General features: G+C 70.6%; 20 protein-coding genes. 6 read left to right on the top strand and 14 right to left on the bottom strand.

Translation table 11 applies throughout. The features are described 5' to 3' along the window. Window positions 1-11 precede the first annotated feature (11 nt). Entirely contained in the window at window positions 12-890 is an 879-nt protein-coding gene (locus tag K8612_RS06740; RefSeq protein WP_223740260.1) for a GGDEF domain-containing protein, read from the bottom strand. 97 nt (window positions 891-987) lie between these two features. Continuing rightward, the gene (locus K8612_RS06735; RefSeq protein ID WP_223761650.1) at window positions 988-3,579 is read right to left on the bottom strand and encodes a carboxypeptidase regulatory-like domain-containing protein; all 2,592 of its coding nucleotides are present in this window, start codon (window positions 3,577-3,579) and stop codon (window positions 988-990) included. Window positions 3,580-3,773: 194 nt separating this feature from the next. On the opposite strand from K8612_RS06735, the gene K8612_RS06730 reads away from it, so the two are divergent. Next, window positions 3,774-4,073, top strand: a complete 300-nt coding sequence (locus K8612_RS06730) for a DciA family protein (RefSeq protein WP_223740262.1) — start codon at window positions 3,774-3,776, stop codon at window positions 4,071-4,073. Then, entirely contained in the window at window positions 4,070-5,680 is a 1,611-nt protein-coding gene (locus K8612_RS06725) for a CAP domain-containing protein (protein ID WP_223761649.1), read from the top strand. The genes K8612_RS06730 and K8612_RS06725 overlap by 4 nt, the downstream gene beginning before the upstream one ends. Window positions 5,681-5,803: 123 nt before the next feature. On the opposite strand, the gene K8612_RS06720 is transcribed toward K8612_RS06725, so the two are convergent. Next, on the bottom strand, window positions 5,804-6,037 hold the full coding sequence (locus tag K8612_RS06720; protein ID WP_014396719.1) for a hypothetical protein: 234 nt from the start codon (window positions 6,035-6,037) through the stop codon (window positions 5,804-5,806). Between the two features lie 294 nt (window positions 6,038-6,331). Here K8612_RS06720 and K8612_RS06715 point away from each other — a divergent pair, with 294 nt between their 5' ends. After that, a complete protein-coding gene (locus tag K8612_RS06715) occupies window positions 6,332-8,464 on the top strand; it encodes a transglycosylase SLT domain-containing protein (RefSeq protein WP_223761648.1) in 2,133 nt (710 codons plus the stop codon). A gap of 4 nt (window positions 8,465-8,468) precedes the next feature. Here the strand turns inward: K8612_RS06715 and cmk are convergent, their stop codons facing one another. The 3 genes from cmk to K8612_RS06700 are packed head-to-tail and all read right to left on the bottom strand — an operon-like array spanning window position 8,469 to window position 11,235. Then, window positions 8,469-9,164, bottom strand: a complete 696-nt coding sequence (gene cmk / locus K8612_RS06710) for a (d)CMP kinase (protein ID WP_223761647.1) — start codon at window positions 9,162-9,164, stop codon at window positions 8,469-8,471. Next, the gene (gene hisC, locus K8612_RS06705) at window positions 9,161-10,252 is read right to left on the bottom strand and encodes a histidinol-phosphate transaminase (RefSeq protein ID WP_223761646.1); all 1,092 of its coding nucleotides are present in this window, start codon (window positions 10,250-10,252) and stop codon (window positions 9,161-9,163) included. The genes cmk and hisC overlap by 4 nt, the downstream gene beginning before the upstream one ends. Before the next feature lie 14 nt (window positions 10,253-10,266). After that, window positions 10,267-11,235, bottom strand: a complete 969-nt coding sequence (locus tag K8612_RS06700; RefSeq protein ID WP_223761645.1) for an acetyl-CoA carboxylase carboxyltransferase subunit alpha — start codon at window positions 11,233-11,235, stop codon at window positions 10,267-10,269. A 93-nt stretch (window positions 11,236-11,328) separates the two neighbouring features. Here K8612_RS06700 and K8612_RS06695 point away from each other — a divergent pair, with 93 nt between their 5' ends. After that, window positions 11,329-12,021 (top strand): tetratricopeptide repeat protein, encoded by a 693-nt coding sequence (locus tag K8612_RS06695; RefSeq protein WP_223761644.1) that lies wholly within the window; start codon window positions 11,329-11,331, stop codon window positions 12,019-12,021. Window positions 12,022-12,135: 114 nt separating this feature from the next. Further along, entirely contained in the window at window positions 12,136-12,603 is a 468-nt protein-coding gene (locus tag K8612_RS06690) for a hypothetical protein (protein WP_223761643.1), read from the top strand. A gap of 23 nt (window positions 12,604-12,626) precedes the next feature. Here K8612_RS06690 and K8612_RS06685 read toward each other — a convergent pair whose 3' ends face one another. The 6 genes from K8612_RS06685 to K8612_RS06660 all read right to left on the bottom strand — a co-directional run bounded on the left by K8612_RS06685 (window position 12,627) and on the right by K8612_RS06660 (window position 21,197). Further along, entirely contained in the window at window positions 12,627-14,606 is a 1,980-nt protein-coding gene (locus tag K8612_RS06685) for an ArsA family ATPase (RefSeq protein ID WP_223761642.1), read from the bottom strand. 328 nt (window positions 14,607-14,934) lie between these two features. After that, window positions 14,935-16,374 (bottom strand): enhancer binding protein Nla6, encoded by a 1,440-nt coding sequence (gene nla6, locus K8612_RS06680; RefSeq protein ID WP_206794183.1) that lies wholly within the window; start codon window positions 16,372-16,374, stop codon window positions 14,935-14,937. Between the two features lie 72 nt (window positions 16,375-16,446). Continuing rightward, the gene (locus K8612_RS06675; protein ID WP_223761641.1) at window positions 16,447-17,109 is read right to left on the bottom strand and encodes a histidine kinase dimerization/phospho-acceptor domain-containing protein; all 663 of its coding nucleotides are present in this window, start codon (window positions 17,107-17,109) and stop codon (window positions 16,447-16,449) included. 256 nt (window positions 17,110-17,365) lie between these two features. Next, on the bottom strand, window positions 17,366-17,824 hold the full coding sequence (locus K8612_RS06670; RefSeq protein WP_120617863.1) for a cytidine/deoxycytidylate deaminase family protein: 459 nt from the start codon (window positions 17,822-17,824) through the stop codon (window positions 17,366-17,368). A gap of 83 nt (window positions 17,825-17,907) precedes the next feature. Beyond that, window positions 17,908-18,798 carry a S1C family serine protease gene (locus K8612_RS06665; RefSeq protein ID WP_223761640.1) on the bottom strand — a complete coding sequence of 297 codons (891 nt, stop codon included), beginning with the start codon at window positions 18,796-18,798 and terminating at the stop codon, window positions 17,908-17,910. Window positions 18,799-18,947: 149 nt separating this feature from the next. Next, complete coding sequence (locus tag K8612_RS06660; protein WP_223761639.1) at window positions 18,948-21,197, bottom strand: serine protein kinase PrkA; 2,250 nt, start codon at window positions 21,195-21,197, stop codon at window positions 18,948-18,950. 341 nt (window positions 21,198-21,538) lie between these two features. Here K8612_RS06660 and K8612_RS06655 point away from each other — a divergent pair, with 341 nt between their 5' ends. Continuing rightward, a complete protein-coding gene (locus K8612_RS06655; protein ID WP_223761638.1) occupies window positions 21,539-23,059 on the top strand; it encodes an Hsp70 family protein in 1,521 nt (506 codons plus the stop codon). A gap of 82 nt (window positions 23,060-23,141) precedes the next feature. Here K8612_RS06655 and clpX read toward each other — a convergent pair whose 3' ends face one another. Together clpX and K8612_RS06645 are read right to left on the bottom strand one after the other, a co-directional pair. Then, window positions 23,142-24,419 carry an ATP-dependent Clp protease ATP-binding subunit ClpX gene (clpX, locus tag K8612_RS06650; RefSeq protein WP_223761637.1) on the bottom strand — a complete coding sequence of 426 codons (1,278 nt, stop codon included), beginning with the start codon at window positions 24,417-24,419 and terminating at the stop codon, window positions 23,142-23,144. Window positions 24,420-24,643: 224 nt separating this feature from the next. Beyond that, window positions 24,644-25,297: a hypothetical protein gene (locus K8612_RS06645; protein WP_370639914.1), complete on the bottom strand. Its 654-nt coding sequence runs from the start codon at window positions 25,295-25,297 to the stop codon at window positions 24,644-24,646. Window positions 25,298-25,316: the final 19 nt, after the last annotated feature.

Genomic DNA, 25,316 nt, shown 5'->3' with positions numbered 1-25,316 from the left:
CCCCGGGGGCGTCAGCCGCAGATGCGGTTGCGCCCCTGGCTCTTCGCCGTGAAGAGGTGCTCGTCCGCCGTGCGCACCAGCTCCGCGGGCTCGCGGTGGTGTGGCTCCAGCGTGGCCACGCCCATGGACAGCGTGACGGGAATGACCTGCTTGTCGAACTCGAAGCGCTGCCGCTCCACCAGCTTGCGCACCTTCTCCGCGAGCTGGCGGGCGCCGGTCAGGTGGATCTCCGGCAGGAGCAGCGCGAACTCCTCGCCGCCGTAGCGGGCGAAGACGTCCTCGCGCCGGATGCGCGTGCGCACCGTGGACGCCAACTGCTTGAGCACCGAGTCCCCGGCCAGGTGCCCGTAGGTGTCGTTCACGTCCTTGAAGTGATCCAGGTCGAACATCACCAGCGACAGCACGCGCTCGTAGCGGCGGCTGCGGGAGACCTCGCGGTCCAACTGCTCGTCGAAGTAGCGGCGGTTGTAGATCTGCGTGAGGCCGTCCATGGTGGTCAGCCGGTAGATCTCGTCGTGGTACGCCGCCTCGATGTTGCCGCCCGCGATGAACTTGAAGATGGTGCGGCCAATCTTCACCAGGTCGCCGTTCTGCAGCGACCGCGCCGACGACGCGATGTCGTCGTTGACGAACGTGCCGTTGGTGGACCCCAGGTCCTCGATGCGCACGCCCTTGGTGGTGTTGGTGATGCGCGCGTGGTTGCGGCTCACCGCCTCCTGATCAATCTGGATGTCCGCCTTGGACGACCGGCCGATCAGCGTCTCCTGACGCGCCAGGTCGTACTTGCGCCCCAGGTCCAGGCCGTAGATGACCACCAGCGCCGCGTCCAGGTTGACGGGGCGCTCGGAGATCTTCGAGATGACGGTGACGACCGTCTCCTTCTGGCCCATGACGCCGCCAAACGTATCACCGCGCAATTCGCGAAAGCGAATTCACGGCCGGCGCGGGTACCCCGCCAGGTCGTAGACGCACTGACACCCCAGCACGTCAGGGCACCCGCACCGTGCGCGCGGCGCTGACGGCGGGTCTCAGCGGCAACCCCAGCGTATCCACCAGGGACGCCACCACCGTCACCTCCGCTCCGGAGCAGGAGGTGGGCAGGGCGAAGGACACCTCGCCCGAGCGCGAGGCCACGTCGATCCGGGCCTGCGCGAGGAAACACTCCACGCCGCCGCCGCTCAGCGTGATCAGCACGCCGCCCTCGTCGCCGTTGGCGGGATTCGCGCCCACCTGGAAGCCGTCCACCCGCAGGCGCAGGGTCGCGCCGCGAGCCACGGTCGCCCCCTCGGACGGCGCCAGCCACGTCACCTGGGGCCGGCCGTAGTTCAGCGTGGACACGGCGCGCACCGACCGGACGAGCGGCTCGGGCGAAAGGCCCCCGGACTCCGCCAGCGAGGAGAGGGTCTGCGAGCGGCCCTCGGACGGCGCCACCGTCAGCGCCTCCACCGCCAGCGACGCGCGCGAGCCCTCCGTGTCGCCCTGGAAGGTGCGGTCCTCCAGGCCCGCGGGAGGCACGGGCAGGCGCACGCCGGTGACGGAGCGGCGGCTGTCCACCCAGACCGTCCAGCGCCGGCCCGCGGCGTTGGTGAAGGTCGCGCGCACGAGCGTCGCGCCTGACACGGAGGCGTCCATGCGCCACTCGCGCGGCAGCAGGCCATGCCATGGCAACACGTCCGGGTTGTAGCGGGCGCCCTCCGGGATGCCGAGGAACGCGTCCGCGAGCGGCACCGGCTGGAGTCCCTCCGGATCGAAGCGGGGCGCGTCCAGCGGGGCCGTCACCGCGCTGGTGGCCCGGCCCACGGGCTCCTCGCCGCCCAGCGCTCCGGACGACGCGACCGCGACCAGCCGGTACGCCTGTCCCTCCAGGCCGTGATGGGCCGGCGCCATGCGCACGCGCACGAGGCCCGGCGAGGACAGCAGGGGCTGCGTGTCCGTGTTCGGATCCACCGGGTTGGCGTTGACGGCGGCGCCCAGGCCCAGCGGCACGGTGCCCTGTCCGGGCGCGGTCACCGAGCCCACCACCAGCGCGCGCGCCAGGTAGCTGTCGCGGAAGCGCGGAAGCGGCGGGACGCGCACCACGAACGGGAAGGCCAGCGGCACCTGCTGGAAGTCCAGCGACGTCAGCGGCCCGGCGGGCGGAAGCCGCCCTTCGATGGGCGCGTACAGGGGGAAGCGCACGTCGCGATGGACGGCGGAGGAGAACCGCCCCGACTGCGGCAGCGCGCGCGCCAGGAGCAGCAGCGGATCCGTGCCCGGATCCATCATCCCCGCCGGCAGCTCGCCGGACGGCACCTGCGCGGTGAGGGCCCAGGCGGTGCGCGTGCCACAGGTCCCGGTGCGGGTGGCCGTCTCCGGATCCGTCCCGTCCGCGAGCGCCGCGTCGCACACGCCCGGGATGCCCGGCACCTCCACGGACTCCAGCGGAAGGACGCCCAGCCCGTTCACCCAGACGTTGGCGGGCACCTGGAACGGGCGCGTCACCCCGCCAAGCGACAGGTCCACGCTCCGGTCCGGCCCCTGCACCTGGGCGGAGGCCGAATCCGACAGGAGCCCCGGCACGGACAGCCCCGCCAGGCCCAGGGCCAGCGCGCCGCCGGTCCCCACGGGCGCCAGGTGGGTGAACCGGGCGCGCACCCCGCCCACGCGGTCCGCCGGGTTGCGGCGCAGCGGCAGCCGGAGGTCCCGCGTGCCGTTCACGTCGTAGTTCGCCACGGTGAGGTAGCCGAAGTCCGGGTGGAAGACGGACACCGTCGAGTCGCTCCGGGCCGCCAGCACGGCCACGCCCAGCGCGTCCGTGGACTCGCGCGCCGTCTCGCCGCCCAGCGCGTCCGCCACCACCACCGAGGCCCCCTGGACGGGGTACCCCGTGAGCGCGTCCGTCACCACCACCCGCACCTGCCCCGAGGCCGTGTGCGGCGGCAGCACGGTGACGCGCGCACGGCACGCGACGGAGCCCACCCGGGCCTCCACCGCCTCCTCCTCCGCGCCCGCCGCCTCCAGCGTGAACGTGGCCCCGGCGCCGGTGCCTCCGCCCTTCACGCGCGCCGACACGGCGGCCCAGGTGAGCCCGTCGCGCGGGACGACAGGCTGGCCCGCGACATCGGACACCCAGGCCTCGAAGCGCAGGGCGGCGCCCACGGGCGCGATGACGCGCTCGGGCACCACGTGGCAGGCCGCGACGCGGGACTCCGCAGGGGGCGCTCCACAGGCGCCGTCGCGGCACAGCTCCCCGTCCTCGCAGTCAGCGTCTCCGGTGCAGAGGGCGGGGACGCAGCGGCGGGCATCACAGCGGCAGCCCAGCGCCTGCGACTCACAGCCTGCGATGGCGTTCAGCTCCCCTCGGCGCTGCTCCGAACAGTCGAGGTCCGTCCGGCACGCGGGCTCGCAGCGCGACAGGGCGGTGTTGCAGAAGAAGAGCGCCGGGTCCCCGCAGTCCTGATCCACCGTGCAGAAAGCGTCCGCCCTGCCCCCCTGGATGAACGGCGCATCCATGTCGGACATCGCGCAGCCCATGGCGCACGCCAGCAGGCATGCGAGCACGAGGCCGGGGGACCGGACCGGGTGGGGGATGGAACGCATGGGAACTCCGAGGGGGACCGGCCTTGCCCCGACCTTACAGGGGGATGGGCCGCGACGCACCCGCCGATGACACCGGACCGGCGCGCGCTGAACGTCCGGATGCCGGGCGGAACCGGGGGCCCGGGAAAATCGGACGGACGGGCAGGCAAGTGTCGGTTGGCTTCCGTCGCCAGGGGTTCCAGAATCACCGGACGATGGCGCGCGGTGAACCGAAGACCTTGGAGAGCCTGCTGCCCCGGGTGCTGACGCGCCTGGCGGGAGAGTCGGGCCGCGCGTCGTCGCTGATGCCGCTGTGGACCGCCGCGGTGGGAGAGAACATCGCGCGCCACAGCCGGCCGCACCAGTTGGACGGCACCACGCTGATCGTCACCGTGGAGAGCGCCGAGTGGGCCCAGGTCCTCTCCCGCCAGGCCGACTCCCTGCGCGAGCGGTTCAACGAGAAGCTGGGCGCCGGCACCGTGAAGGCGCTCGTCTTCCAACTGGAGTCGCGATGAGGGGCGCGCTCTGGGGCCTGCTGCTCGCGGGCGCGGCCGTCCTCCCCGCCTCCGCCGCGCCGCCGGCCCCGGCGGTGGCCTCCGTCTCCCTCCCCGCCCCGGAGGGCCAGGAGTCTCCGCCCCGCGTGCCAGAGGAGACGCCCCAGGCCCACGAGGCCCGGGCCCGGCTGCACGTGCTGCGCGAGTTCGAGCGCGTGGGCCGCCGCGCCCCCACCAGCGACAAGGCGCTGGAGGCCGCGGCCCGGAGGCTCGCGCGCGAGGCCCTGAGCGAGTTCACCACCGGCGCCCCGGACCTGCGCACGTTGACGGAGGCGGTCAGCGACTCGGGCGCCGCGGATCCGTCCCCCAAGGTGCTGGTCATCCGCGCCTGGGTGCGCGCGCACGCCATCGAGACGTTCCTGGCCCGCACGGACTTCAACGACGAGCGCGTGAGCCACTTCGGCGTGGGCGTGGCCTTCCTGGGCGAGCGCGCCGCGCTGGTGCTGCTCGTCGCGGACCGCAAGGCGGAGGTGCTCCCCGTGCCCCGGACGCTCGCGAAGGCCGGGACGGAGAAGCGCGTGTGCGGCCGGCTCGTGCCGCCGCTGCGCGCCCCACAGGTCTTCGTCACCCGGCCGGACGGAGAGGTGGAGGCCGTGGCCCTGAGCCGCGCGCCCTCCGGCACCAACGGCTTCTGCGCCCTGGTGGGCTTCGACCTGCCCGGCGGCTACACCGTGGAGGTGGTGGGCCAGGGGAACGCGGGGCCGGAGGTGGCGTCGCTGTTCCTGGTGCAGGTGGGGGCCCGCGCCGCGCGCGGCGGACAGGAGTCCCAGCAAGAACCCACCACGCTGGCCGAGGCCCGCGCCGCCCTCTACGAGCGAATCAACACCCTGCGCCGCGCGCACCAGCTCCCGGAGCTCACGCCGGACTTCACGCTGGAGGACGTGGCGCTGCGCTACAGCACGCGCATGGCGACGGAGGGCTTCTTCGCGCACATCGCGCCGGACGGCTCCACGCTCACGCGCCGCCTCCCGGAGGGCACGCGCTACGTGCGCGCCGGGGAGAACCTGGGGCTGGCGGCGGGCCCGCTCGCGGCGCACTTCGGCATCGAGCACAGCCCCGGCCACCGCAAGAACCTGCTGGACCCCGCGTTCCGCTTCATGGGCGTGGGCGTGGCGTTCCAGAAGGTGGACGGCCGCGACCAGGCCATCGTCACGGAGGTGTACACCGCGGCCTCGCCCGGCGCGGCGCTCCCGGTGGACCCCGTGTCGGACGTCTATGACGCCCTGGCCCGGCACCGCGCCGCGCTCAAGCTGCCGCCCCTGGTGCGCAGCGAGGCCCTGGAGCAGTTGGCGCGAGGTCACGCCCGCCGCGCGCTGTCGCAGGACGAGCCCTCGGCGGGAGACGGAGACCCGTCCCCGCTGCACGAGCGGGTGTTCTCCGCGCTGCCGGACGCGGGCACCGCTTCGGTGGACTTCTTCGTCGTGGGAGACCCGGGTGCCGTCCCGGAGTCGCGCAGCCTGGCCACCGCCACCTACACCCGGGTGGGCGTAGGGCTGGTGCGGGGCAACTCCAAGCGCTTCGGCCAGGGCCAGTACTGGGTGGCCGTCATCTACGCCGCGGTCCCCTGAAGGGGAGGCACCGGCTCCGCGGAGAAACGCCGACGCGGACGCCGGCCACGTCCGGTGTTTCGGGCGTGACCGGTTGCAAGCTCGCGCGGGGCCGGTGGACCGGCCCCATGTCAGACGTCCCGGTTAGACAGGCCGGCGCTGCGTGGCGTACGCCTCCAGCCCCATCTGCGGAGGCGCGAGGTTGGCGTACATCGGGCACTTCATGCACGTGAACGACTGCCAGCCGCGACGCACGGCCTCATCGAGGCAGTTGTCGTAGTGGTTGCAGTTCAGGTTGCGATGCGTCTCGACGCCTGCCCGCTTCGGGCCGGCTTCGGGATTGATGGTCTGCGGCAGATCGGACGGACACGGCTTCATGGAGCCTCCCCTATGAGCTGTTTCCCCCCCCGAGGTCTGTGAACGAGCAGTGCTACCGACGACAGGTCTGACTGACACACATCGGTCCGGAGTAGCGCTCAACAGCGGCGCAACGTAAGGATTCCCTCCGGAGAGCGCAACGGGTCGACAACCCCGCGGGACGAGCCCGCGGCGGCGGGATCTAGGACTTGTCGGGCCGACTGTCAAACCGACCCCCGCCCACCTGGTGGGGAATGTCGACTGCAAACCTCTCGTTCCGAAGCCGCAAGGCCGCGAAGTGAAAGGAAGAAATCCATGAGTTGGACCGGCTGGGTGGCGGGATGGGTGACGGGGGTGGCGCTGGGGCAGTCCCCGGCGACGCTGGAGGCCGTCCGCCTGCACCGGTCCGACGCGGCGGCGCTCGCCCGGGCGGAGCTCACCGCCTGTGAGCAGGCGAAGTGCCCGGACGCGGGCCGCCTGGGCCTGCTCGCCGGCACCCTGGTCCTTTCGGACGGGGACGCCGCCCAGGCCCGGGACCTGCTCACCCGCCACGCGCCCCCCGCGCCCCTGGAGGCCTTCCACGCCTTCTACCTGGGCCAGGCGCGCTTCTACGCGGGGGACCCCAACGGCGCGGCGAAGGACTTCGAGCGGGCCCTGGAGAAGGCCTCCCCCGCCCTGGCCGTGCGCGCCCGCGCCCGCCTGGGGGAGTCGCTCCTGGACGCACACCGGCCCAGGGACGCGGCCCCGGTGCTGGAGTCCGCGGCGGCGGCGCAGCCCACCCCGGAGCTGCTCTTCCAGCGCGCCCAGGCGCGCGCGGCCACCGGCAACGCGGCGGGCCAGCGGGCGGACCTGAAGACCGTGGCGCTGCGCTTCCCCACCCACCCCTACGCGGACGAGGCGCTGGAGCAACTGGCCGCGCTGAAGCCCGCGGTGAAGCTCACCCTGCCCGAACACCTCCAGCGCGCCCGGGGCTTCCTCTCCGACGACGCGGCGCGGGCCGAGGCGGAGCTCGTCACGGCGGAGAAGCGGGGGCTGGTGAAGGGCGCCCCCGCCCAGGCGCAGGTGGCGCTCCTGCGCGCGCAGGTGCTCTTCGCGCGAGGCAAGCGCGAGGAGGCGGAGAAGGCGCTCGCGGTGGCGCGCAAGGGGCCGCCGGCCATCGCCGCGGAGGCCGCGCTGGTGGTGGCGCGCCGGGCGCTGCGCTCGGATGACAACGAGAAGGCCCGCAAGCTGATGGCGGCGCTGGACAAGGCCTATCCCTCCCAGGCGGCCGGCGAGGAGGGCGCGTTCTTCGCCGCGTGGCTGGACCTGCAGGGCGGCCGCTTCGAGGACGCGGCGAAGTCCTTCGCGGACTACGAGAAGCGCTACAAGGGCTCGCGCCGCCGCGATGAGGCGATGTGGTTCCGCGCCCTCTCGCACATCCGGCTGGAGCAGCACGCGAAGGCGCGCCAGGCGCTGGACGACCTGGTGACGGCCTATCCGAAGACGAGCCTGGCGCCGCAGGCGCGCTACTGGATGGCGCGCACGGAGGAGCTGGGCGGCGGCAAGCCGGCGACGGTGGGGCCCGCGTATGAGGCCGTCATCAGCGCGGCGCCCGCGTCGTTCTACGCGCTGCTCGCCACGGAGCGGCTGCACGAGCTGGGACGCACGCCGCCCGCGGCCTTCCCGCAGCCTCCGAAGCAGCTCACCCTCCCCCGCCCGCCGGAGCTGGAGCTGGCGGTGGCGCTGACGCGCGCGGGCCTCTTCCGCGACGCGGCGGACGAGGTGCAGTCGCGCGTGTCGGGCCTGCGCGGCCCGGACCAGGCGCTGCCGTTCGCGCACGCGCTCCTGCAGCTTGGCGAGTTCGGCCACGCGCACGTCGTGGCGGCGCGCTACCTGTGGGGCCGGGCCTTCGGGGCGAAGGCGCCGGACGCGCTGGCCGCGTTCTACCCTCGCGCGTTCGCCCAGGCGGTGGAGACGGAGGCCACGCGGCAGGCGCTGGATCCGTTCCTCGTGTGGGCCATCATGCGGCGGGAGAGCGCCTTCCGGCCGGAGGTCATGAGCGCGGCGGACGCGCGCGGCCTCATGCAGATCATCCCGCCCACCGCGACGGAGATCGCCCAGAAGATGGCGGAGCCCGCGCCCGCGCCCGCGGACCTGTTCGCCCCGGAGCGCAACATCCGCTACGGCGCGTGGTACCTGGCGCAACTGATGAAGCGCTTCGCGCACCCCGCGCTCGCGGCGGCGGCCTACAACGCGGGCCCCAAGGCGGCGGTGCGCTGGACGCAGGAGCGCGGCGGCATGCCCCTGGACCTGTTCGTGGAGTCCATCCCGTACCGGGAGACGCGCGGCTACGTGAAGCAGGTGGTGGCGGACCTGTACCTCTACCACCGCTTCTACGAGAAGGACGGCCCCCAGGCCCGGCTGGCCCTGACGGTGCCCGCCCCCAGCACGGACGGCGTCAGCTTCTGACGGCTCAGGCGCCGCGCACGGCCCGGCGGCGCTCGATCTCCTGCTCCAGCGACTGCACGACCTCCGACAGCGGCATGCTGCTGGAGTCCACGTGCACCGCGTCCTCGGCGGGCTTCAGCGGCGCCACCTCGCGGCCGGAGTCCGCGGCGTCGCGGCGCGTCTGATCCTGGAGGACGCCCTCCAGGCTGCTGTCCACGCCCTTCTGGAACAGCTCCTCGAAGCGGCGGCGCGCGCGCACCTCCGGGTTCGCCTGGAGGAAGAACTTCACGTCCGCGTCCGGGAACACCACCGTGCCGATGTCACGGCCCTCCAGGATGGCGCCCGACGCCGCCTCCAGCGCCAGCCGCCGCTGGAGCGCGAGCAGCCCCGCGCGCACCACCGGCCGCCCGGACACCTGCGACGCCCCCATGGAGATGGGCGGCGTGCGGATCTCCGACGACACGTCCTCGCCGCCCAGGAAGACGTGGTTCTCCTCGCCCACCACCTGGAAGTGGATGCGCACGCGCCCGAGCAGCTCGCCCAGCTTCGCGTCGTCGTCGAACGCGATGCCCTCGCGCGAGGCCATCAGCGCCACGCAGCGGTAGATGGCGCCGGTGTCCACCAGCGCGAAGCCCAGCCGCCGCGCGAGCAGCTTGGACACGGAGGACTTGCCCGCCCCGGCCGGCCCGTCGATGGCGACGATGAACGGACGCGCGCTCATGACAGGACCTCCTTCAGCGCGGCCACGCAGCGCGCGTTCTCCTGGGGCGTGCCCACGGAGATGCGCAGGCAGTTCGGGTGGCCGTTGCCCGCCATGGGCCGCACGATGACGCCCCGGCGCAGGAGCTGCTCGTACACCTCGCCGGACGGACGGTGGCAGTCCACGAAGACGAAGTTCGCATGGCTGTCCGTCAGCGTGAGCCCCAGCTTCGGCAGCTCCTCCGCGTAGAAGCGCAGGCCCTCGCGGTTGTTCTCCCGCGTGCGCTGCACGTGCTCCGTGTCCTCCAGCGCGGCCATGCCCGCCGCCTGCGCCACCGTCGTCAGGTTGAACGGCATGCGCGTGCGGTGCACGTAGCCCGCGAGCTTCGCGTCCATCACCGCCGAGCCCAGACGGATGCCGGCCAGCCCGTGGATCTTGCTGAAGGTGCGCAGCCCCACCAGGTTCGGGTGCGCGTGGAACAGCTCCACGGCGCTCGCGTAGTCGGGCCAGTCGACGAACTCCGCGTAGGCCTCGTCGTGGACCACGAGCACGTCCTTCGGCACCGCCGCCAGGAACGCCTCCAGGTCCTTGCGCCCGAACGTGGTGCCCGTGGGGTTGTCCGGGTTGGCCAGGAACACCATGCGCGTGCGCGGCGTGACGGCGCGGGCCATGGCCTCCAGGTCGTAGCGGAAGCCCTCGCGCATGGGCACCTCCACGAACGCGCGGCCGTGCGCCTGCGCGGAGATGCGGTACGCGGGGAACGAGCCCTTGCACAGGAGGATCTCCTCCTCGGGCGTCGTGAACGTGCGCATCAACAGCTCGATGAGCTCGTTGGAGCCGCTGCCCAGCACGACCTCCTCCGGCTTCACGCCCAGGTGCGCGGCGAGCTTGCGCACCAGGTGGAAGCTGGTGGCGTCCGGGTAGAGGTTCACCTGGGCCGCGGCGTTGCGCATGGCCTCCACCGCGCGGGGCGACGGGCCCAGCGGGTTCTCGTTGGAGGCCAGCTTGATGACGCCCTTGAGGCCGTACTCCCGCTCCGTCTCCTCGATGGGCTTGCCCGGGACGTAGGCCTTGAGCGTCTCGACGTAGGGAGGGACGAGCGGTCGCATGCGGTGGGAACCCTCTACTTGCCGGAGAACATGCCGAGCGCGCGGAACTTGTCGTAGCGGTCGCGCACCAGCGCGTCCGGCGACAGCTCCGCCAACTGGCCCAGGTGCTTGCGCAGCGTCTTGCCCAGCGCCTCCGCCGCCTTGGCCGGGTCGCGGTGCGCGCCGCCCGGGGGCTCCGGAATCACCTCGTCGATGATCTTCATCTCCAGCAGGTCCTGCGCCGTGGGGCGCATCGCGTCCGCGGCCTTGTCCGCCTTGGTCGCGTCGCGGAAGAGGATGGAGGCGCAGCCCTCCGGGGAGATGACGGAGTAGACGCTGTTCTGGAACATCAGCACGCGGTTGCCCACGCCGATGGCCAGCGCGCCGCCGGAGCCGCCCTCGCCCACCACGGTGGAGATGATGGGCACGCGCAGCCGGCTCATGACCTCCAGGTTGATGGCGATGGCCTCCGCCTGACCGCGCTCCTCCGCGCCGATGCCCGGGTACGCGCCCGGCGTGTCCACGAAGGTGAGGATGGGCTTCTCCATCCGCTCGGCCAGCTCCATCAGCCGGCGCGCCTTGCGGTAGCCCTCCGGGCGCGGCATGCCGAAGTTGCGCGCCATGTTCTCCTTGGTGTTGCGCCCCTTCTGGTGCCCGATGAGCATCACCGTCTTGCCGTCGAAGCGCGCGAAGCCGCCGACGATGGACGGGTCCTCTCCGAAGTGCCGGTCGCCGCACATCTCGAAGAAGTCCGTGAAGAGGTGGTGGACGTAGTCCAGGAAGTACGGGCGCGCGCTGTGGCGCGACAACTGCACCACCTGCCAGCGGGTCAGGTCGCTGAAGATCTCCGTCTGGAGCTTCTTCGCCTTCTTCTCCAGCTTGGAGATTTCAGAGGAGAAATCCACGGTGCCGCTGGTGGAGAGGGCCTTCAGCTCCTCGATCTTCTTCTCCAGCTCGATGAGCGGGCGCTCGAAGTCGAGCGCGTAGCCAATGCCGGTTGCCATGGCGCCGAACTAGCACCAGGGTTCAGGCCAATCAACGCGCAAGCGGTTACGCACCCCCTGGAATGTCCGGGGAGACCGCCCGTCTGGAGCAACATGGTCCTCGCCCTGTCCCTGCTGGCCCTGACACTGTCCGCCGCCCCGGCCGCGCCCCCTCCCGGCCGGGCCCTCAACACGCAGGGGTTCCGGCTGTACCAGTCCGGCCGCTATCCAGAGGCCCTGGAGAAGTTCCAGGCCGCTGCCCGGGCCACCCCGGACTACGCCCTGGCCCACTACAACGCCGCCGCCACCCTGGGCGTCCTGCGCAAGCAGGGCAAGGTGTGCGAGTACAGCGCCCACCGCGACGCCATCATGGAGGAGCTGGCCACCGCCGTGCGCCTGGACGCGCGCCGCCTCCAGCGGGCGAAGGAGGACCGGGACCTGGACGTCATCCGGGACACACTCGGCTGGCAGAAGCTGCTGGGCCGCACGCCCGAAAAGGAGGCCGACGTGCCGGCCCTCCTCCGGGCGGTGTCCTGGTACGGCCCCGGCGTGGGCGTCTACGGCACCATCCGGGCCCTGCAGTTCCAGGGCGGGGGCCGCGTGGAGCTCTGGAGGCGGGAGGTGGGCGACTCCGGCGCGCCCCGCGAGTCCCGGACCCCGGGCACGTACACCGTCCGGGGCCGCACGGTGGAGGTGAAGCTCCCCAACGCCGCGCCCGTCACCGGCACGCTCAGCACCACGGGCGCCCTCACCTTCCCGGAGCCCCTGGGCGCCTTCACCGACAGCCCCTCGGAGTGCGACGCCTGAGGTGGGCGCCGTGAAGTGACGCCCGGTGCACGCCTACCCGCGTCCACGGGACAGCGCCCTGGCGCGCCTGCCTGCCGGTGCCCACCTTCCTGCCGCAAGCCGAGGGGGGAAGCCGTGCACCGACTCAACGCCAGACACTGGGGGCTGGTCGCCATCGTCGCGGTCGCGCCCGTCATCCTCGCCTTCGTGCTGGGAGCCCTGGCGCCTCCGCTGCTGGAGCCGGTGCTGGGCACCCCGGTGGGCGGGCTGAGCTGGGGGCTGGCCACGGTGCTGGGGCTCGTGGGCGGCGCTCTCTTCGCGCGCATCCTCGCGGCCCTGCAGCGCCCGCGCATCCAGGCGTCGCCGGTGCTGCGCGTGCTGGGCACGGCGGGCGGCGCCAGCCTGGTGGTGACCCTGTGCATCGTGCCGGCGGTGGCGCTGATGCTGCTGGGGCCGGGCTGGGTGCTCCACCAGCACCTGGAGGTGCCTGAGGCCCCGGCGGTGCGCTCACTGGAGGCGACCGCCGTGGACCTGCTGGGCCAGGTGCGCCGGGCGGATCCCCACCGGCTGCCCCTGTCCCTGCTCCTGCCGGGCCCCCACTGAAGGAGCCCGGCGCGGCGGAAGGCTCAGGCCGCCTTGATCTTCGCCGGCGGCGCGGACAGCGCGTACCAGGCGGTGCGGAACGCCTTCAGCTCGCGCAGCCCCGCGGGGTGACGGCCCAGCGCGGGCGCCATCGTCACGGGCAGGCCGATCTTCTTCTCCATGGCCTTGGCCGCGTTCAGCTCCAGCTTGCGGCGGTTCTCGCACTTCTCGCAGGTGGACTTGGGGCCCACGCGGTTGACGAGCACCCGCTCCACCTGGAGCTTCTTCTCCTTGAGGTACTCCACCAGCCGCTCCGTGCGGGACGACGCCAGGTCCTCGCCGCGCGTGACGACCACGAAGCGCGACTCGCTGGGGGACGCCAGCGCGTCCTCGAAGCGCTTCACGTGCTTGAGCATCGCGGCGAAGTCATCCGCCAGCTCGCCCAGGCCCTTGGCGCGGTGCTTGTTGAGGATGCCGTGCAGCGCGCCCAGCCACGTCTTTGCTGTATCCGCCAGCTCCACCACGCGGACGTTGGTCACCTGCGGCGACGAGTCCACCACGATGCGCTTGAAGCGCTCCTGCACCAGCGCGTCCGTCAGCACGGACATGGCCGCCAGCTCGTCGATGCCCGGGGGCGCGCACTCCAGCAGGTTGCGCAGGTAGAGCAGGTCCGCCGGCACGTCGTTGCCCGCCTTGGGCGCGCCCTCGAAGGCCTTCTCCGCCTTCTCCTTCAGCCGCTTGCGCAGGGCGTTGAACCAGCCCGCCATGTCCAGCTCGCGCGCGTACAGGCCCTTGGTGCCCTTCACCTGGGTCTCGGTGTCGGTGAGCCGGCTCTGGAGCACGTCCGACAGGGAGTGCGCGGGGTCCGTGGAGATGAGGAGCACCGGCCCCTCCTTCTCCGTCAGCGTCACCGCCGCGGCGGCCGCGCAGGAGGACTTGCCCACCCCGCCCTGCCCCACGAAGAAGATGAGCCGCGTGGGCGGCAGCGGAGGCGCCGCGATGGGAGGCATGGACGGGGCGCGCACCAGCGCCGGAGGCCCTTCGGCCGCGCTGAACTCCAGCGCCTTGGTCTCCTTGCCCGCCGCCCACTCCTTGGCGAACTCCTTCAGCCCGTCCAGCCCCCGGGGCGCCACCTCGCGGCGGCCCAGCAGGTTCACGGGCACGGTCTTGTCCAGCGCCTGGTACTTGCGCACGTGCGGCGCCTGCAGACCCCGGCGGCCCTGGCACGCGGGGCAACCCTCGTGGTCCTCCACCTGGTTGACCACCACCTCCGTCACCGGCAGCCCGCGCTCGCGAAGCTGGGTGAAGTACATGCGCGTCTGCGCCTCCGGCACCGGCTCCGCCAGCGCCACCAGGTGGAAGGCCGTGCGCGCCGGATCCTTCAGGAGCGCCAGCAGCTTCTCCGCCTTCTGGCCCACCTGCTCCAGGAAGCCGCCCGAGCCCTCCGCCGCCGCGGCGGCCGCCGCCTTCTTGCCCTTGCCGCTGGGGGCCGGGGCGGCGCGGTCCTGGCCCGCCTTCACGAAGCCCAGGAACTTGCGCAACTGCGCCGGCATGTCGAACAGGCGCAGCGTGTGGCTGGTGGGCGCCGTGTCCACCACGATGCGGTCGTAGTCACCCGACTCCAGCAGGTCCACCACGTGGAAGAGCGCCACCAGCTCCTCCAGCCCCGGCACCGCCTGCTGGTAGAGCTTGCCCAGCTCCTCTTCCGACAGGTGCGTCCCCTTCACCGCCGCCTTCGCCAGCGCCGGCAGGTAGTCCGCCAGGAACGGCTTGAGCAGCGCGGGCGGGTTCAGCTCCGCGCCGAAGAGGCCGCCCTCGCCCTTGCCCGCCTGGAGCTTGGTGGGCTTCGCCGGCAGCTTCTTCTTCACGAGGTCCGACAGGGACTGGACCGGATCCAACGAGACGACCAGCACCCGGTGCTTGGGCGCTTCTTCGGAGAGCCTCACCGCGTACGCTGCCGCGAGCGTGGTCTTGCCGACCCCGCCCTTGCCGCCGAAGAAGTGAAGAACTCGCGCGTCGCTCATTGCGTTGTGGCCTTCCTTGTGCCCCCCCGGCGGCACCCCAGATGACTCACGTCGGACGACCGCACCATGGGGGGCGGACGTGGCCCGAAATGAAACGTCCCGGCCGGGCCCTCACCAACGGGTGGGAGAGGCTCGGAGGATCCCCCGTCCAGGGGGGAAAAGTCAAGAATTGACAGGGGTTTTCGAGACCTCCCCCGCCCGTTTAAACCGGCTTGGGGAGGCCCCGTGCGCGCTCTCCTGGAGCCCGGCCAAGGGCCCGGAATCCGGGCCTTCTTGCCTACCCGTCAGGTCAGCGGCGAGCGGCGGACGGGCCCGGACGGGGCGCGGATCAGCGGGTGAGGAAGCTGCTGGCGCTCATGGGGCCGTCGTTGCCCTGGCCCCCCAGGGGACTGCCGCCGCCCGGGGTGCCCTGCGCCCGGTTCTCCGCCGCGTAGCGGTTGAGCTTGTTGTAGAGCGTCTTCTCGCTCACCCCCAGCACCTCCGCCGTGCGGGCCTTGTTGTTCCCGTTGCGCTGGAGGCTGCCCAGGATGTACTCGCGCTCCACGGCGTCCAGGCTCAGGCCGAACGGCAGCTTGAACGTGTGGCGCTCCGGGCTCTTGCCGGCCATGTCGGGCGGCAGGTGCTCGCGGGTGATGAGCTCCCCGTCGCAGAGGATGACGGCGCGCTCCACGGCGTTGCGCAGCTCGCGGATGTTGCCCGGCCAGTCGTAGTTCTTGAGGACCTCCATGGCGTCCGGGTGCACGCCGGAGACGCGCTTGGCGGAGTCCCCGCGGAACTTGTCCACGAAGTGCTGGACCAGGATGGGCACGTCGTCCCGGCGCTCGCGCAGGGGCGGCAGGTGCAACTGGAACACGTTGAGGCGGAAGTAGAGATCCTCGCGGAAGCGCTGGTTCTTGATCTCCTGCTTCAGGTCGCGGTTCGTGGCGGACAGCACGCGCACGTCCACTTCGATCTCCACCTTGCCGCCCAGCCGGCGCAGGCGCCCTTCCTCCAGCACGCGCAGCAGCTTGGCCTGCAGGTCGATGGGGATCTCTCCCAACTCGTCCAGGAAGAGCGTGCCGCCGTGGGCCATCTCGAACACGCCCGGGCGGCGCTGATCCGCGCCGGTGAAGGCGCCGCGCTCGTGGCCGAAGAGCTCGGACTCAATCAGCGTCGCGGGGATGGACGCGCAGTTGATGGCGATGAAGGGCTTGTCGCGGCGCAGGGACAGGTTGTGCACCGTGCGGGCCACCACCTCCTTGCCCGTGCCGGACTCGCCGCTGATGGAGACGCTGGCCTTGGAGGGGGCCACCTTCTCGATCATCTCGATGACCTTGCGCATCCCGGTGGAGCCGGCGATGAGGTCCGTGGAGCCCAGTTGCTTGAGGCGGCGCCGGAGCGTCTGCACCTCGCGCATCGTCTCCTTCTTCTCCAGCGCGCGGTCGATGCAGACCTTGAGCCGCGCGGTGTCCAGCGGCTTCACGATGAAGTCGTACGCGCCCTCGCGGATGGACTCCACGGCGGTGTCGATGGTGCCGCGGCCGGTGAGGAACACCACCGGGCAGTCCGGCAGCTCGTCGCGCAGGTTGCGCAACAGCCACAGGCCGTCCGTCTCCGGCATGGCGAGGTCCGACAGGACGACGTCGGGCCGGAACTCACCGGCCTTGCGGAGGGCGTCATGCCCGTCGAACGCGGTCTCGACCTTGTGACCCCAGGCGGACAACATCTCCGCCAGGGCCTCGCAGGTCTCACGTTCGTCATCCACGGCCAGGATTCGTGCGCTGCCCAAGGTGAAAACCTCCACTGCGATGAAGCGTGATGAAACCGGATGGAAGACCGACCGCGCCCAGGAGGGGGAAGCTCAGGCGCGCGGGAACACGAGGCGGCACGTCCCCGCCTCCACGAAGAATTCGATGCCAAGCTGGGCCGCGCGGAGCGTCAGCGCGGCCACGGTGTCCGTCGCCCGCTCGGGCGCCGGGGAGCCGTCCGTCACCTCCAGCACCGCGCTCGCGCCCTCGCCGCGGACCGAGACGACGACGGTGGCGCCGGACTCCGCGCGCTGGAAGGCGCGCATCAGCACCTGCACCAGGAAGAACCCCAGCTCGGTGGTGTCCTCCATGTGGGCCTGTACGTCCGGCTCGATGGAGCGCTGGACCTGGAGGCGGCGCCGGCGGCTCTCATGCCCCAGCACGTCCAGGGCCTTGCCGGTGGCGTCCGACAGCGGCGCGTCCCCGGAGGGGCCCGCCCCGCGAAACACGATGAAGTCCGAGAAGAGCTTGAGCAGGCCGTCCACGCGAGCGATCTGCTCGCGCATCGCCTTGAGGTTCTTCTCCTGCGTGGCCGGCACCTGACCGGACTCTCCCTTGAGCTTCTCGGAGAGCACTTCGAGATGGATGGCCAGCGCGTTGAGCGGGTTGCGCACGTCGTGCAGCAAGCTGTCCATCAAGGGCGGAACCGCGTCGTAGCGGGCCGCGCCCACCACCGGGTCCGACACTTCCTGGACAGAAGGCACACTGCTGGCCATGAGAGATGAGTTAACCACCTGGAACTCCTGGGAATTTCCGTCGCCCCACCCCCGCCGCCGCCCTACCGAGGCCAGGATTTAGGGAGCACCCCTGGGATCGTCAACCCTGGGTCGGTAATTCTTGCCGGAGTTCTAAAATTCCCGTGTCGGAACAGCCACTTAGGAGCACTCACAAGTGTCATTCAACGAACGGGAACCCCACCCGGGGAGAACCGCGCGTCCAGGGATTGTACACCCCCGGACAGCGCGTCCACCCTCAGGTCCCGGTTGCGGGCGAGGGCGGCTGCGCGGCGGCGCCCAGGCCCACGAGCTGGAGGCCCAGGCGGGCCGCGTACTCGAAGATGCGGGGGTCCCGGTAGAACTCGCCAAAGACGATGCGGGTGCAGCCGCTGTTGGCGATCAGCTTGAAGCACGGCCAGCAGGGGCTGGCGGTGGTGTAGATGGTCGCCCCGTCGATGCCGACGCCGTTCTTGGCGGCCTGGATGATGGCGTTCGCCTCCGCGTGGACGGTGGCCACGCAGTGGCCGTTCTCCATCATGTGGCCCACTTCATCGCAGTGGGGCAGGCCGCGGATGGCGCCGTTGTAGCCGGTGGACAGGATGGTCTTGTCCCGCACCAGCACCGCGCCCACGTGCTTGCGGTCGCAGGTGGCGCGCGTGGCCACCTGCAGGGCGATGTCCATGAAGTACTGATCCCAATTGCCCCGAGCGGACATGCGCGTGAACCCTCCAGCGAAAGAGCCCGCAGCTCTAACGCTGGATCAGGCCCGCACCAACTTCTCGGTCCGGGGCTGTGGGCTCAGCGACTGGCGGTCTTCTGGGGCCCCGCGCCGTCCACGTCCGGGGAGCGCTCCAGCAGCCGGCCGAAGCCCTTCGCCTGGAGGAAGCCGCGCACCTTGGCGCTGGGCGCGGCGAACGTCTCGCCGGGCATGGGCACGTCGAAGCTGAAGTTCTGGGCGTCGACCTCGAAATCCACCTTCGCGGTGCGGTAGCCCTCCACGATGGCCAACAGCCGCCCCGTCTCCAGGCTGAAGATGCCGCCGCCGGAGGCCCCGTAGCCGATGGGCGCGTCCGTCTTCAGCATGCGCGGGTGCTTCGTCTCCTTGTCCCACTCCACCTGGGACACCATGCCGCCGGAGATGGACAGCGCGCGGCCGTACGGGGACGCCGCCACCACCACGTCCTCGCCCGGCTCCGGCTCGTCGTCCGCGGCCAACTCCGCCACGGGCCACGTCACGCCCGTCACGCGCAGCAACGCCAGGTCCAGGTCCGGCACCTGGCCCATGGCCACCACCTCCGCGGGGTACTCGTGCGTCTCCGCGCGCCGGTCCAGCACGACCTTGAGCACGGGGTCCTCCAGGTCGCCCTGCTCCACCGCGTGCGCGTTGGTGAGCACGTAGCTGACGGGCCCGGCCCCACCGGCCTCCGTGCCGATGACGACGCCCGACGCCGAGCGGCGCACCTTGCCGTCCTCCGTCGTCACCAGCCGCACGTTGAGCGGGAGGATGCGGCGCACCATCGCCTTGCGCGTGGGCTGCGGCGTGGGCTCGGAGCGGGCCAGCGCCCGCTCCACCCGGAGCGGAGCCTGCGTGTGCGCCGCGACCGGAGTGTCCGAGGAGGACTGCGACGGGGCACTGGCGCACGACACGAGGGCCCACAGGAGGGGGGTGCCCAACAGCAACCGGTTCATCAACACTCCAGGCGCAAGGAGGAGGGGGACGAGAAGACGACGACACACGCAACAACTCGGTGTGAGGTCCCATCATCCCGAGCCCTGGCCTGGAATGAAAAGCAGGCGGGCAGGCATCGGCTTACCGGATGCCTGCCCTCCCCCACCCGTCAGGTGTAGCGCTGGCGCATCAGGAACAGGATGGCGTCCTTCGCGCAGAACTCGCAGTAGCCGTAGCGCTCGGCCATCGTCTTGAGCGTGTCCTGCACCTGGGACTGCTCGCGCGCGGTGAGCTGGTTGCGGTCCTCGGAGAGGTACTTGAGGACGTTCTCCTTGTTCTTGCGCAGCACGCGCTTGCGCTCCTCGAAGTAGTGGTCGCGCAGGCGCTTGAACATGTCCGGGAAGATGCGCGGGTAGTCCATGGCGCCGTCCGGGTTGTCCAGCCGGTGCGCGCCGATGCTCGCGATGAGCCCGCGGCGGAAGTCCGCGGGGGCCTCGCCCTGCGGCATCACGATGGCCTCCACCTCCGCCATGCGCGCCTCGTCCGGCTTCTCCATCTCCCCCGTCACGCGGTTGCGCATCTTCTCCCCGCGCACCCAGTGGCTGACGCCCTGGATGTAGCGCTCCACCAGCTCGCGGTACTGGCCCTCCGACACCAGGCCCATGGAGTCGCGCACCTCCGAGTCCACGCGGTCCAGGTACTCGCCCTCCACCACGCGCACGAAGGTCTCGTGGTCGTGGTAGCCGTCCATCACCTCCTGGAGGAGGAACTCGTAGACGCTCTTGTCCTTGCAGAGCGCGTGCAGCTCCTCCAGCACCGCCAGCGCGTGGAGGCACTTGTAGTCCGGGTTCTGCGCGGCGTTGAAGAGGGCCGTCTTGATCTCCCGCGCGCTCGCGCCGGAGCGCCCCTCGTAGTTGGGGTACGCGTCGGACTCCTCGTACATCTCCTCGCGCAGCTTGAGCAGCTCCTTGGTGTTCGCGGAGGACAGCCGCGCGGGCACCCCGGCCTCCTGGTACAGGTGCAGCTTCTCCACCGGGGCCACCTGGTCCACCAGCGGCTTCACGTTGGCCGGGTAACGGTCCGGGATGGGCTTCTTCAGACGCGTGAGCACCGCCCACATCGCGGCCACCTCCGTGGCGTGCGGCGCCACGTGCTTGCCCACGGAGGTCGCGGTGATCTGCGCGTCGTAGATCTCCTGCTCGACCTTGTACCGGCGCAGATACGGCACGCGGACCAGCTCGATGCGGCCCTTGAACGACGCGAAGTCCGGCAGCTCCTTGAAGGCCCCCAGGTGCTTCTCGTTGGAGGACGCGATGAGCACCTCGTCCAACTGGAGCACGAAGGGCTCCAGGGGCACCTCGCCCGTCTCGCTGAAGCCCAGCAGGTACTTGAAGGCCTCCAGCGGGCGCTTGAGCAGGTCCGCGTACTCGATGAGGCCCCGGTTGGCGTGCACCAGCGGGCCGTGCGGCTCGAAGAGCACCGTGCTGTGCAGCGCGGCCGGCAGGTTGAGCTGGGTGCGGTCCGCGGAGATCTGCTGCGCGGCGGCGTCCACGCTCATCTGCGGCTCCACCGTCACCGTGCCCACCTGGTAGCGGCGCGACACGTAGAAGCGCTCCACCTGCACGTGGCGCAGGACCTTGAGGTAGTCCCCGCCGTAGGCGTTGAGCAGGGCCGTATAGATGCGGCGGCACTTGGCGCACAGCTCGCCTTCGCGCACGTAGTCGGACAGCAGGAAGTCCCCCGTCGCCCCGTCGCCCAGCCCCTTCTTCTTGAGCGCCCCCTCCAGGAGGCCCTTGCGCTCCGCCGGAGGCACCGCGAACAGCGGGTGGTCGCGCAGCTCGCAGGGCATGCGCAGGTCCAGGGACTCCGCGTCCAGGTGCGCGTACGTGGTGAGCTCGCCCTCCGCGGACTTCACGCCCGCGCGCTCGCCGAAGCCGATGGAGCCCTTGATCAGCTTCTCCGACGGGAACACCCACGCGATGCGGTAGAGGGCCCCTTGCGGCTGGCGGGAGTAGTCCTCCATGCCCTGCTTCAGCGCGTTGACCAGGCTGGACTTCGCGCTGCCGTTGGGGCCGTGCAGCATGATCAGCTTGTTGATGCGGCCGGCGCGCACGAAGTTGCCCAGGATGCGGTAGAGGGCGTTCTGCACCTCCTCCTGCCCGGCGACGCGGCCGTCGTGCTCCGCGGACGGCACGTCGAAGACCTTGAAGCGCCGGATGGTGCCGGTGGGGTGCGGCACGGCCTCCGTGCCGTAGTGGTCCATCACGTCCCGCAGGTACTGCGCCGCGTTGCGTGACTGCCCCTTCGGGTCCGTGAAGAAGAGCGACAGGTACTCCTCGAAGGACAGGATGGACCGGTTCTTGACGAAGTCGGCGCTGACCTGTGCGCCCACCTCCTGCAGATAGCCCTTCGCTTCCACGGCGGCTCCCCTCTGTGGATGGGTGGTCTCTCGGATGTAGCCACGGCGCTTCGCCGTCGCATGTGAACCCCCGGGGCTGACCTTCGTTCCCGGCCCCCGGGATGTAAAGCGAGCCCCCCTGCCCTCGCGGGCGGTGTGTTCGGGGCCGCGCGCTTGGACGCCAGCCGTGTCCCACCCGGCCAGGCGGGCGTCCCGGGGGGAAGGTTCAGGCGCGCTGGAAGATTGAGGGCGTCCGTCGGATGACGGATGGTTCGTGATTCGCGCACCCGGGACGGGTGAGATACGGTCCCGGGAAGCCACACCCCATCCAGCCGCAACGCCTCACCCGGAGCCCACACGCGATGCACAAGGAGCCCATCATCGGCATCGACCTCGGCACGACGAACTCGTGCGCGGCGATCGTCGAGGACAGCGGGAACGTCAAGCTCATCCCCTACAAGGGCGGCGAGTACACCATCCCCTCCATCTTCGCCATCGACGACAAGGGCAACGAGCTCATCGGCTTCGAGGCGAAGCGCCAGTGGCAGCTCAACCCGCGCAACACGGTCTACGGCGCCAAGCGCCTCGTCGGGCTCAACTTCAGCAGTGAAGTCGTCGGCACGATGAAGAAGGCCGTGGCGTACAACATGCGCCCCGGCTCGAAGAACGACGTCACCCTGGACGTGGGCAAGAAGGAGTTCACCCTCCAGGAGATCAGCGCCAAGATCCTGGGGAAGATCCGCGAGGTCGCCTCCAACTACCTGAAGACGCCCATCAAGCGCGCGGTGGTGACGGTGCCCGCGTACTTCAACGACCGGCAGCGCCAGTCCGTGAAGGACGCCGGCAAGCTGATCGATCTGGAGGTCGTGCGCATCATCAACGAGCCCACCGCGGCGGCGCTCGCCTACGGCGTGGGCAAGGGGCTGGCGGAGAAGGTCGTCATCTACGACCTGGGCGGCGGCACCTTCGACGTCTCCATCATCGAGATCCGCGACCGCGTCTTCGAGGTGAAGGCCACCGGCGGCGACGTGTTCCTGGGCGGCATCGACTTCGACAACGCCATCATCCACCACGTCCTCAAGGACTTCGCGGCCAAGACGGGCATCGACCTGGCCACGGACCCGGTGGCCATGCAGCGCATCAAGGACCTGGCGGAGCGGACCAAGATCGACCTGTCCGCGCGCGAGGAGGTGCCCTTCAACATCCCCTTCATCACGATGACGGCGCAGGGCCAGCCGCTGAACATCGAGATGAAGTTCACGCGCAAGATGCTGGAGCAACTGACGAACCAGTTGGTGGACCGCACCCTGCAGATGGTGGCGCGCGTGCTGGTGGACTCGGGCCTGTCCACCAAGGACATCGACGAGGTGATGCTGGTGGGCGGCCAGACGCGCATGCCCGTCGTGCAGGACCGGCTCACCAAGTTCTTCGGCAAGCCGCCCAGCAAGGGCGTGCACCCGGACGAGGCCGTGGCCATCGGCGCCGCGCTCTACGCGCACTCGCTCCAGGACGACACCAACCTGCGCATCCAGTTGTTGGACGTCATTCCCATGGCCATTGGCCTGGAGCGCGGCGACGGCGGCTTCCACGTCGTCTTCCCGCGCAACGCGTCCATCCCCAACGCGAAGCAGCTCCTGGCCACGACGAGCATCGACAATCAGACCGAGCTCGCCATGCGCATCTTCCAGGGCGACCACGACACGGTGGCGCGCAACGATCTGCTGGGCGAGTTCACCTTCTCCGGGATCATGCCCGCCAAGGCCGGCACGGTGAACGTGGAGATCATCTTCGACGTGAGCGTGGAGGGCATCCTCACCATGCGCGCGAAGGACCCCGCCACCGGCCGCGAGATGAAGACCACGGTGCGCGTCACGCAGAGCTGAGGGGCGCCAGAAACACCACGGCGCCCCTGCCTGCTGGAGGCGAGGGGCGCCGGAGGCAACCACCGACCGTCTGGGGGAGACCTCAGGCGGTCTTCTTTTCCTTCTCCATGACGATCTGCGGAGGCTCGTGCTTGGTGATCACCTGCTCGGTGATCTTGCACTCCTTGACGCCCTCGCGGAACGGCACGTCGTACATGATCTCCAGCATGGCGTCCTCCATGATGGCGCGCAGGCCGCGCGCTCCGGAGTGACGGCGCATCGCCTCGCGGGCGATGGCGCGCAGCGCTTCCTTGGTGAAGGTGAGCTTCACCTTCTCGATCTCGAACATCTTCTGGTACTGCTTCACCAGGGCGTTCTTCGGGATCGTGAGGATGGTGACGAGGTCATCCTCCTTCAGGTCGTTGAGCGTCGCGATCATCGGCAGACGGCCGATGAACTCCGGGATCATCCCGAACTTCATCAGGTCTTCCGGCTCCGTCATGGCCAGCAGCTCACCCACGCTGCGCTCTTCCTTATGGGTGATCTTCGCGCCGAAGCCCAGGCCCTTCTCACCCACGCGGCGCTTGATGACGCCGTCGATGCCGTGGAAGGCACCGCCGCAGATGAAGAGGATGTTGGTCGTGTCGACCTGGACGTACTCCTGCTGGTTGTACTTCTTGCCGCCACGCGGGGTGACGTTGGCGCGGGTGCCTTCGATGATCTTCAGCAGGGCCTGCTGCACGCCCTCGCCGCCCACGTCGCGGGTGGCGCTGGGCATGTCACCCTTGCGGGCGATCTTGTCGATCTCGTCGATGTAGACGATGCCGCGCGCGGCCTTCTCCACGTCGTAGTCGGCGTTGTGGAGGAGATTCTGGATGATGTTCTCGACGTCCTCACCCACGTAGCCGGCCTCGGTGAGGCTGGTGGCGTCCGCGATGGTGAAGGGGACGTTGAGGAAGCGCGCCAGGGACTGCGCGAGCAGCGTCTTGCCGGAGCCCGTGGGGCCGATGAGCAGGATGTTGCTCTTCTGCAGCTCCACGTCCTCGCCGCCAGGGCTCTTCACCCCGGGGCGCGGCCGGGAGGCCGGCTTCTTCTGGTAGATGCGCTTGTAGTGGTTGTAGACCGCGACCGAGAGGACCTTCTTCGCCTGGTCCTGACCGATGACGTAGTCGTCGAGGAACGCCTTGATCTCCAGCGGCGTGGGCAGGCTGACCTGCGGCTTGCCTTCCTCGCGTTCGTTCTCGTCCGCGATGATGTCGTTACACAGCTTGATGCACTCGTCGCAGATGTAGACCGTGGGTCCGGCGATGAGCTTCCGGACCTCGCGCTGCGACTTGCCGCAGAACGAGCAGGACAGGTTGACGTGGTGCTCCTTCTTCACTGCCGCCTCCGAGTTCGCCGGTCCCGGTTCGGGACCTTCTCCGCCGACCACCGCACTCCAACACCCGCGAAGCCGCCCACGTCTTTACGACGGCTCCAGGCCCACCTGCTACAGGCCCTGAACCCACTATAGGGCCCTCCCCTTCGGGCAGGAAGCCCGGTGGAAGCGCCCTTTCATGGGAGCGTTCAGCCCAGGTCAACGGGTCGGTCTTGGATAACAGCGACTCAGGCGTCCGTCACGCTCGACGCGAGTTCTTCGACATCGTCCGCCAGGGCGGCCGCCCGCTCGGCGACAGCGTTGGGGACTCGACGGCTTCCCGCCAGCTCGGAAGCGAGCTTTCGCGCCATCTGCGCCAGTTTCCGCACCTGGAGGCTCTCCGGGGGCGGCTCCGGCGGGGGCCGGGGGAAGCGCTCGGCGAACTCCTTCTTGAGCTCCGTGGGGGACTTCTCCGGGCTCCAGATGCTGTCGCGCAGCGACTTGTATTCCGTGGGGGAGAGCTGGCCGCGCTCCTCGGCGTCGGCGAGGACTTCCACGACCTCGAAGGCGGGGGCCTTCTCCGGGAACTCCTGCTGCTGGAGCTCCTCCGGATCCTCGTGCTTGGCCAGGAAGCTGAACGAGCGCGTGAGCTTGAGCGCCGTCTGCTTCTTGATGTGCAGCTCCTTGAGGCAGTAGGCCTCGAAGGAGGCGTGGCCCCACTCCTCGTACTTGGCTTCGTCCCGGACCTGGACGAGCAGCTTGCCCAGCTCCGCCCAGGTGGACTTGAAGCGCTTGGCGGCGAGCAGGACGGTGTGGCGGAACGTCCCCGGGGGGACGCTCATGGCCTTCTTGGCGATTTCGACTTCGGCGACAGAGGCGGACATGCCTGTTGTATCGGGCACGTCCGGAGGGTGGGCAAGA

It is taken from the genome of Corallococcus sp. AS-1-6 (assembly GCF_020037015.1).
In the GTDB taxonomy this organism is placed as follows: domain Bacteria; phylum Myxococcota; class Myxococcia; order Myxococcales; family Myxococcaceae; genus Corallococcus.
The sequence above is the reverse complement of the archived record's forward strand: the minus strand, read 5'-3'. Positions and strand labels throughout refer to the sequence as shown.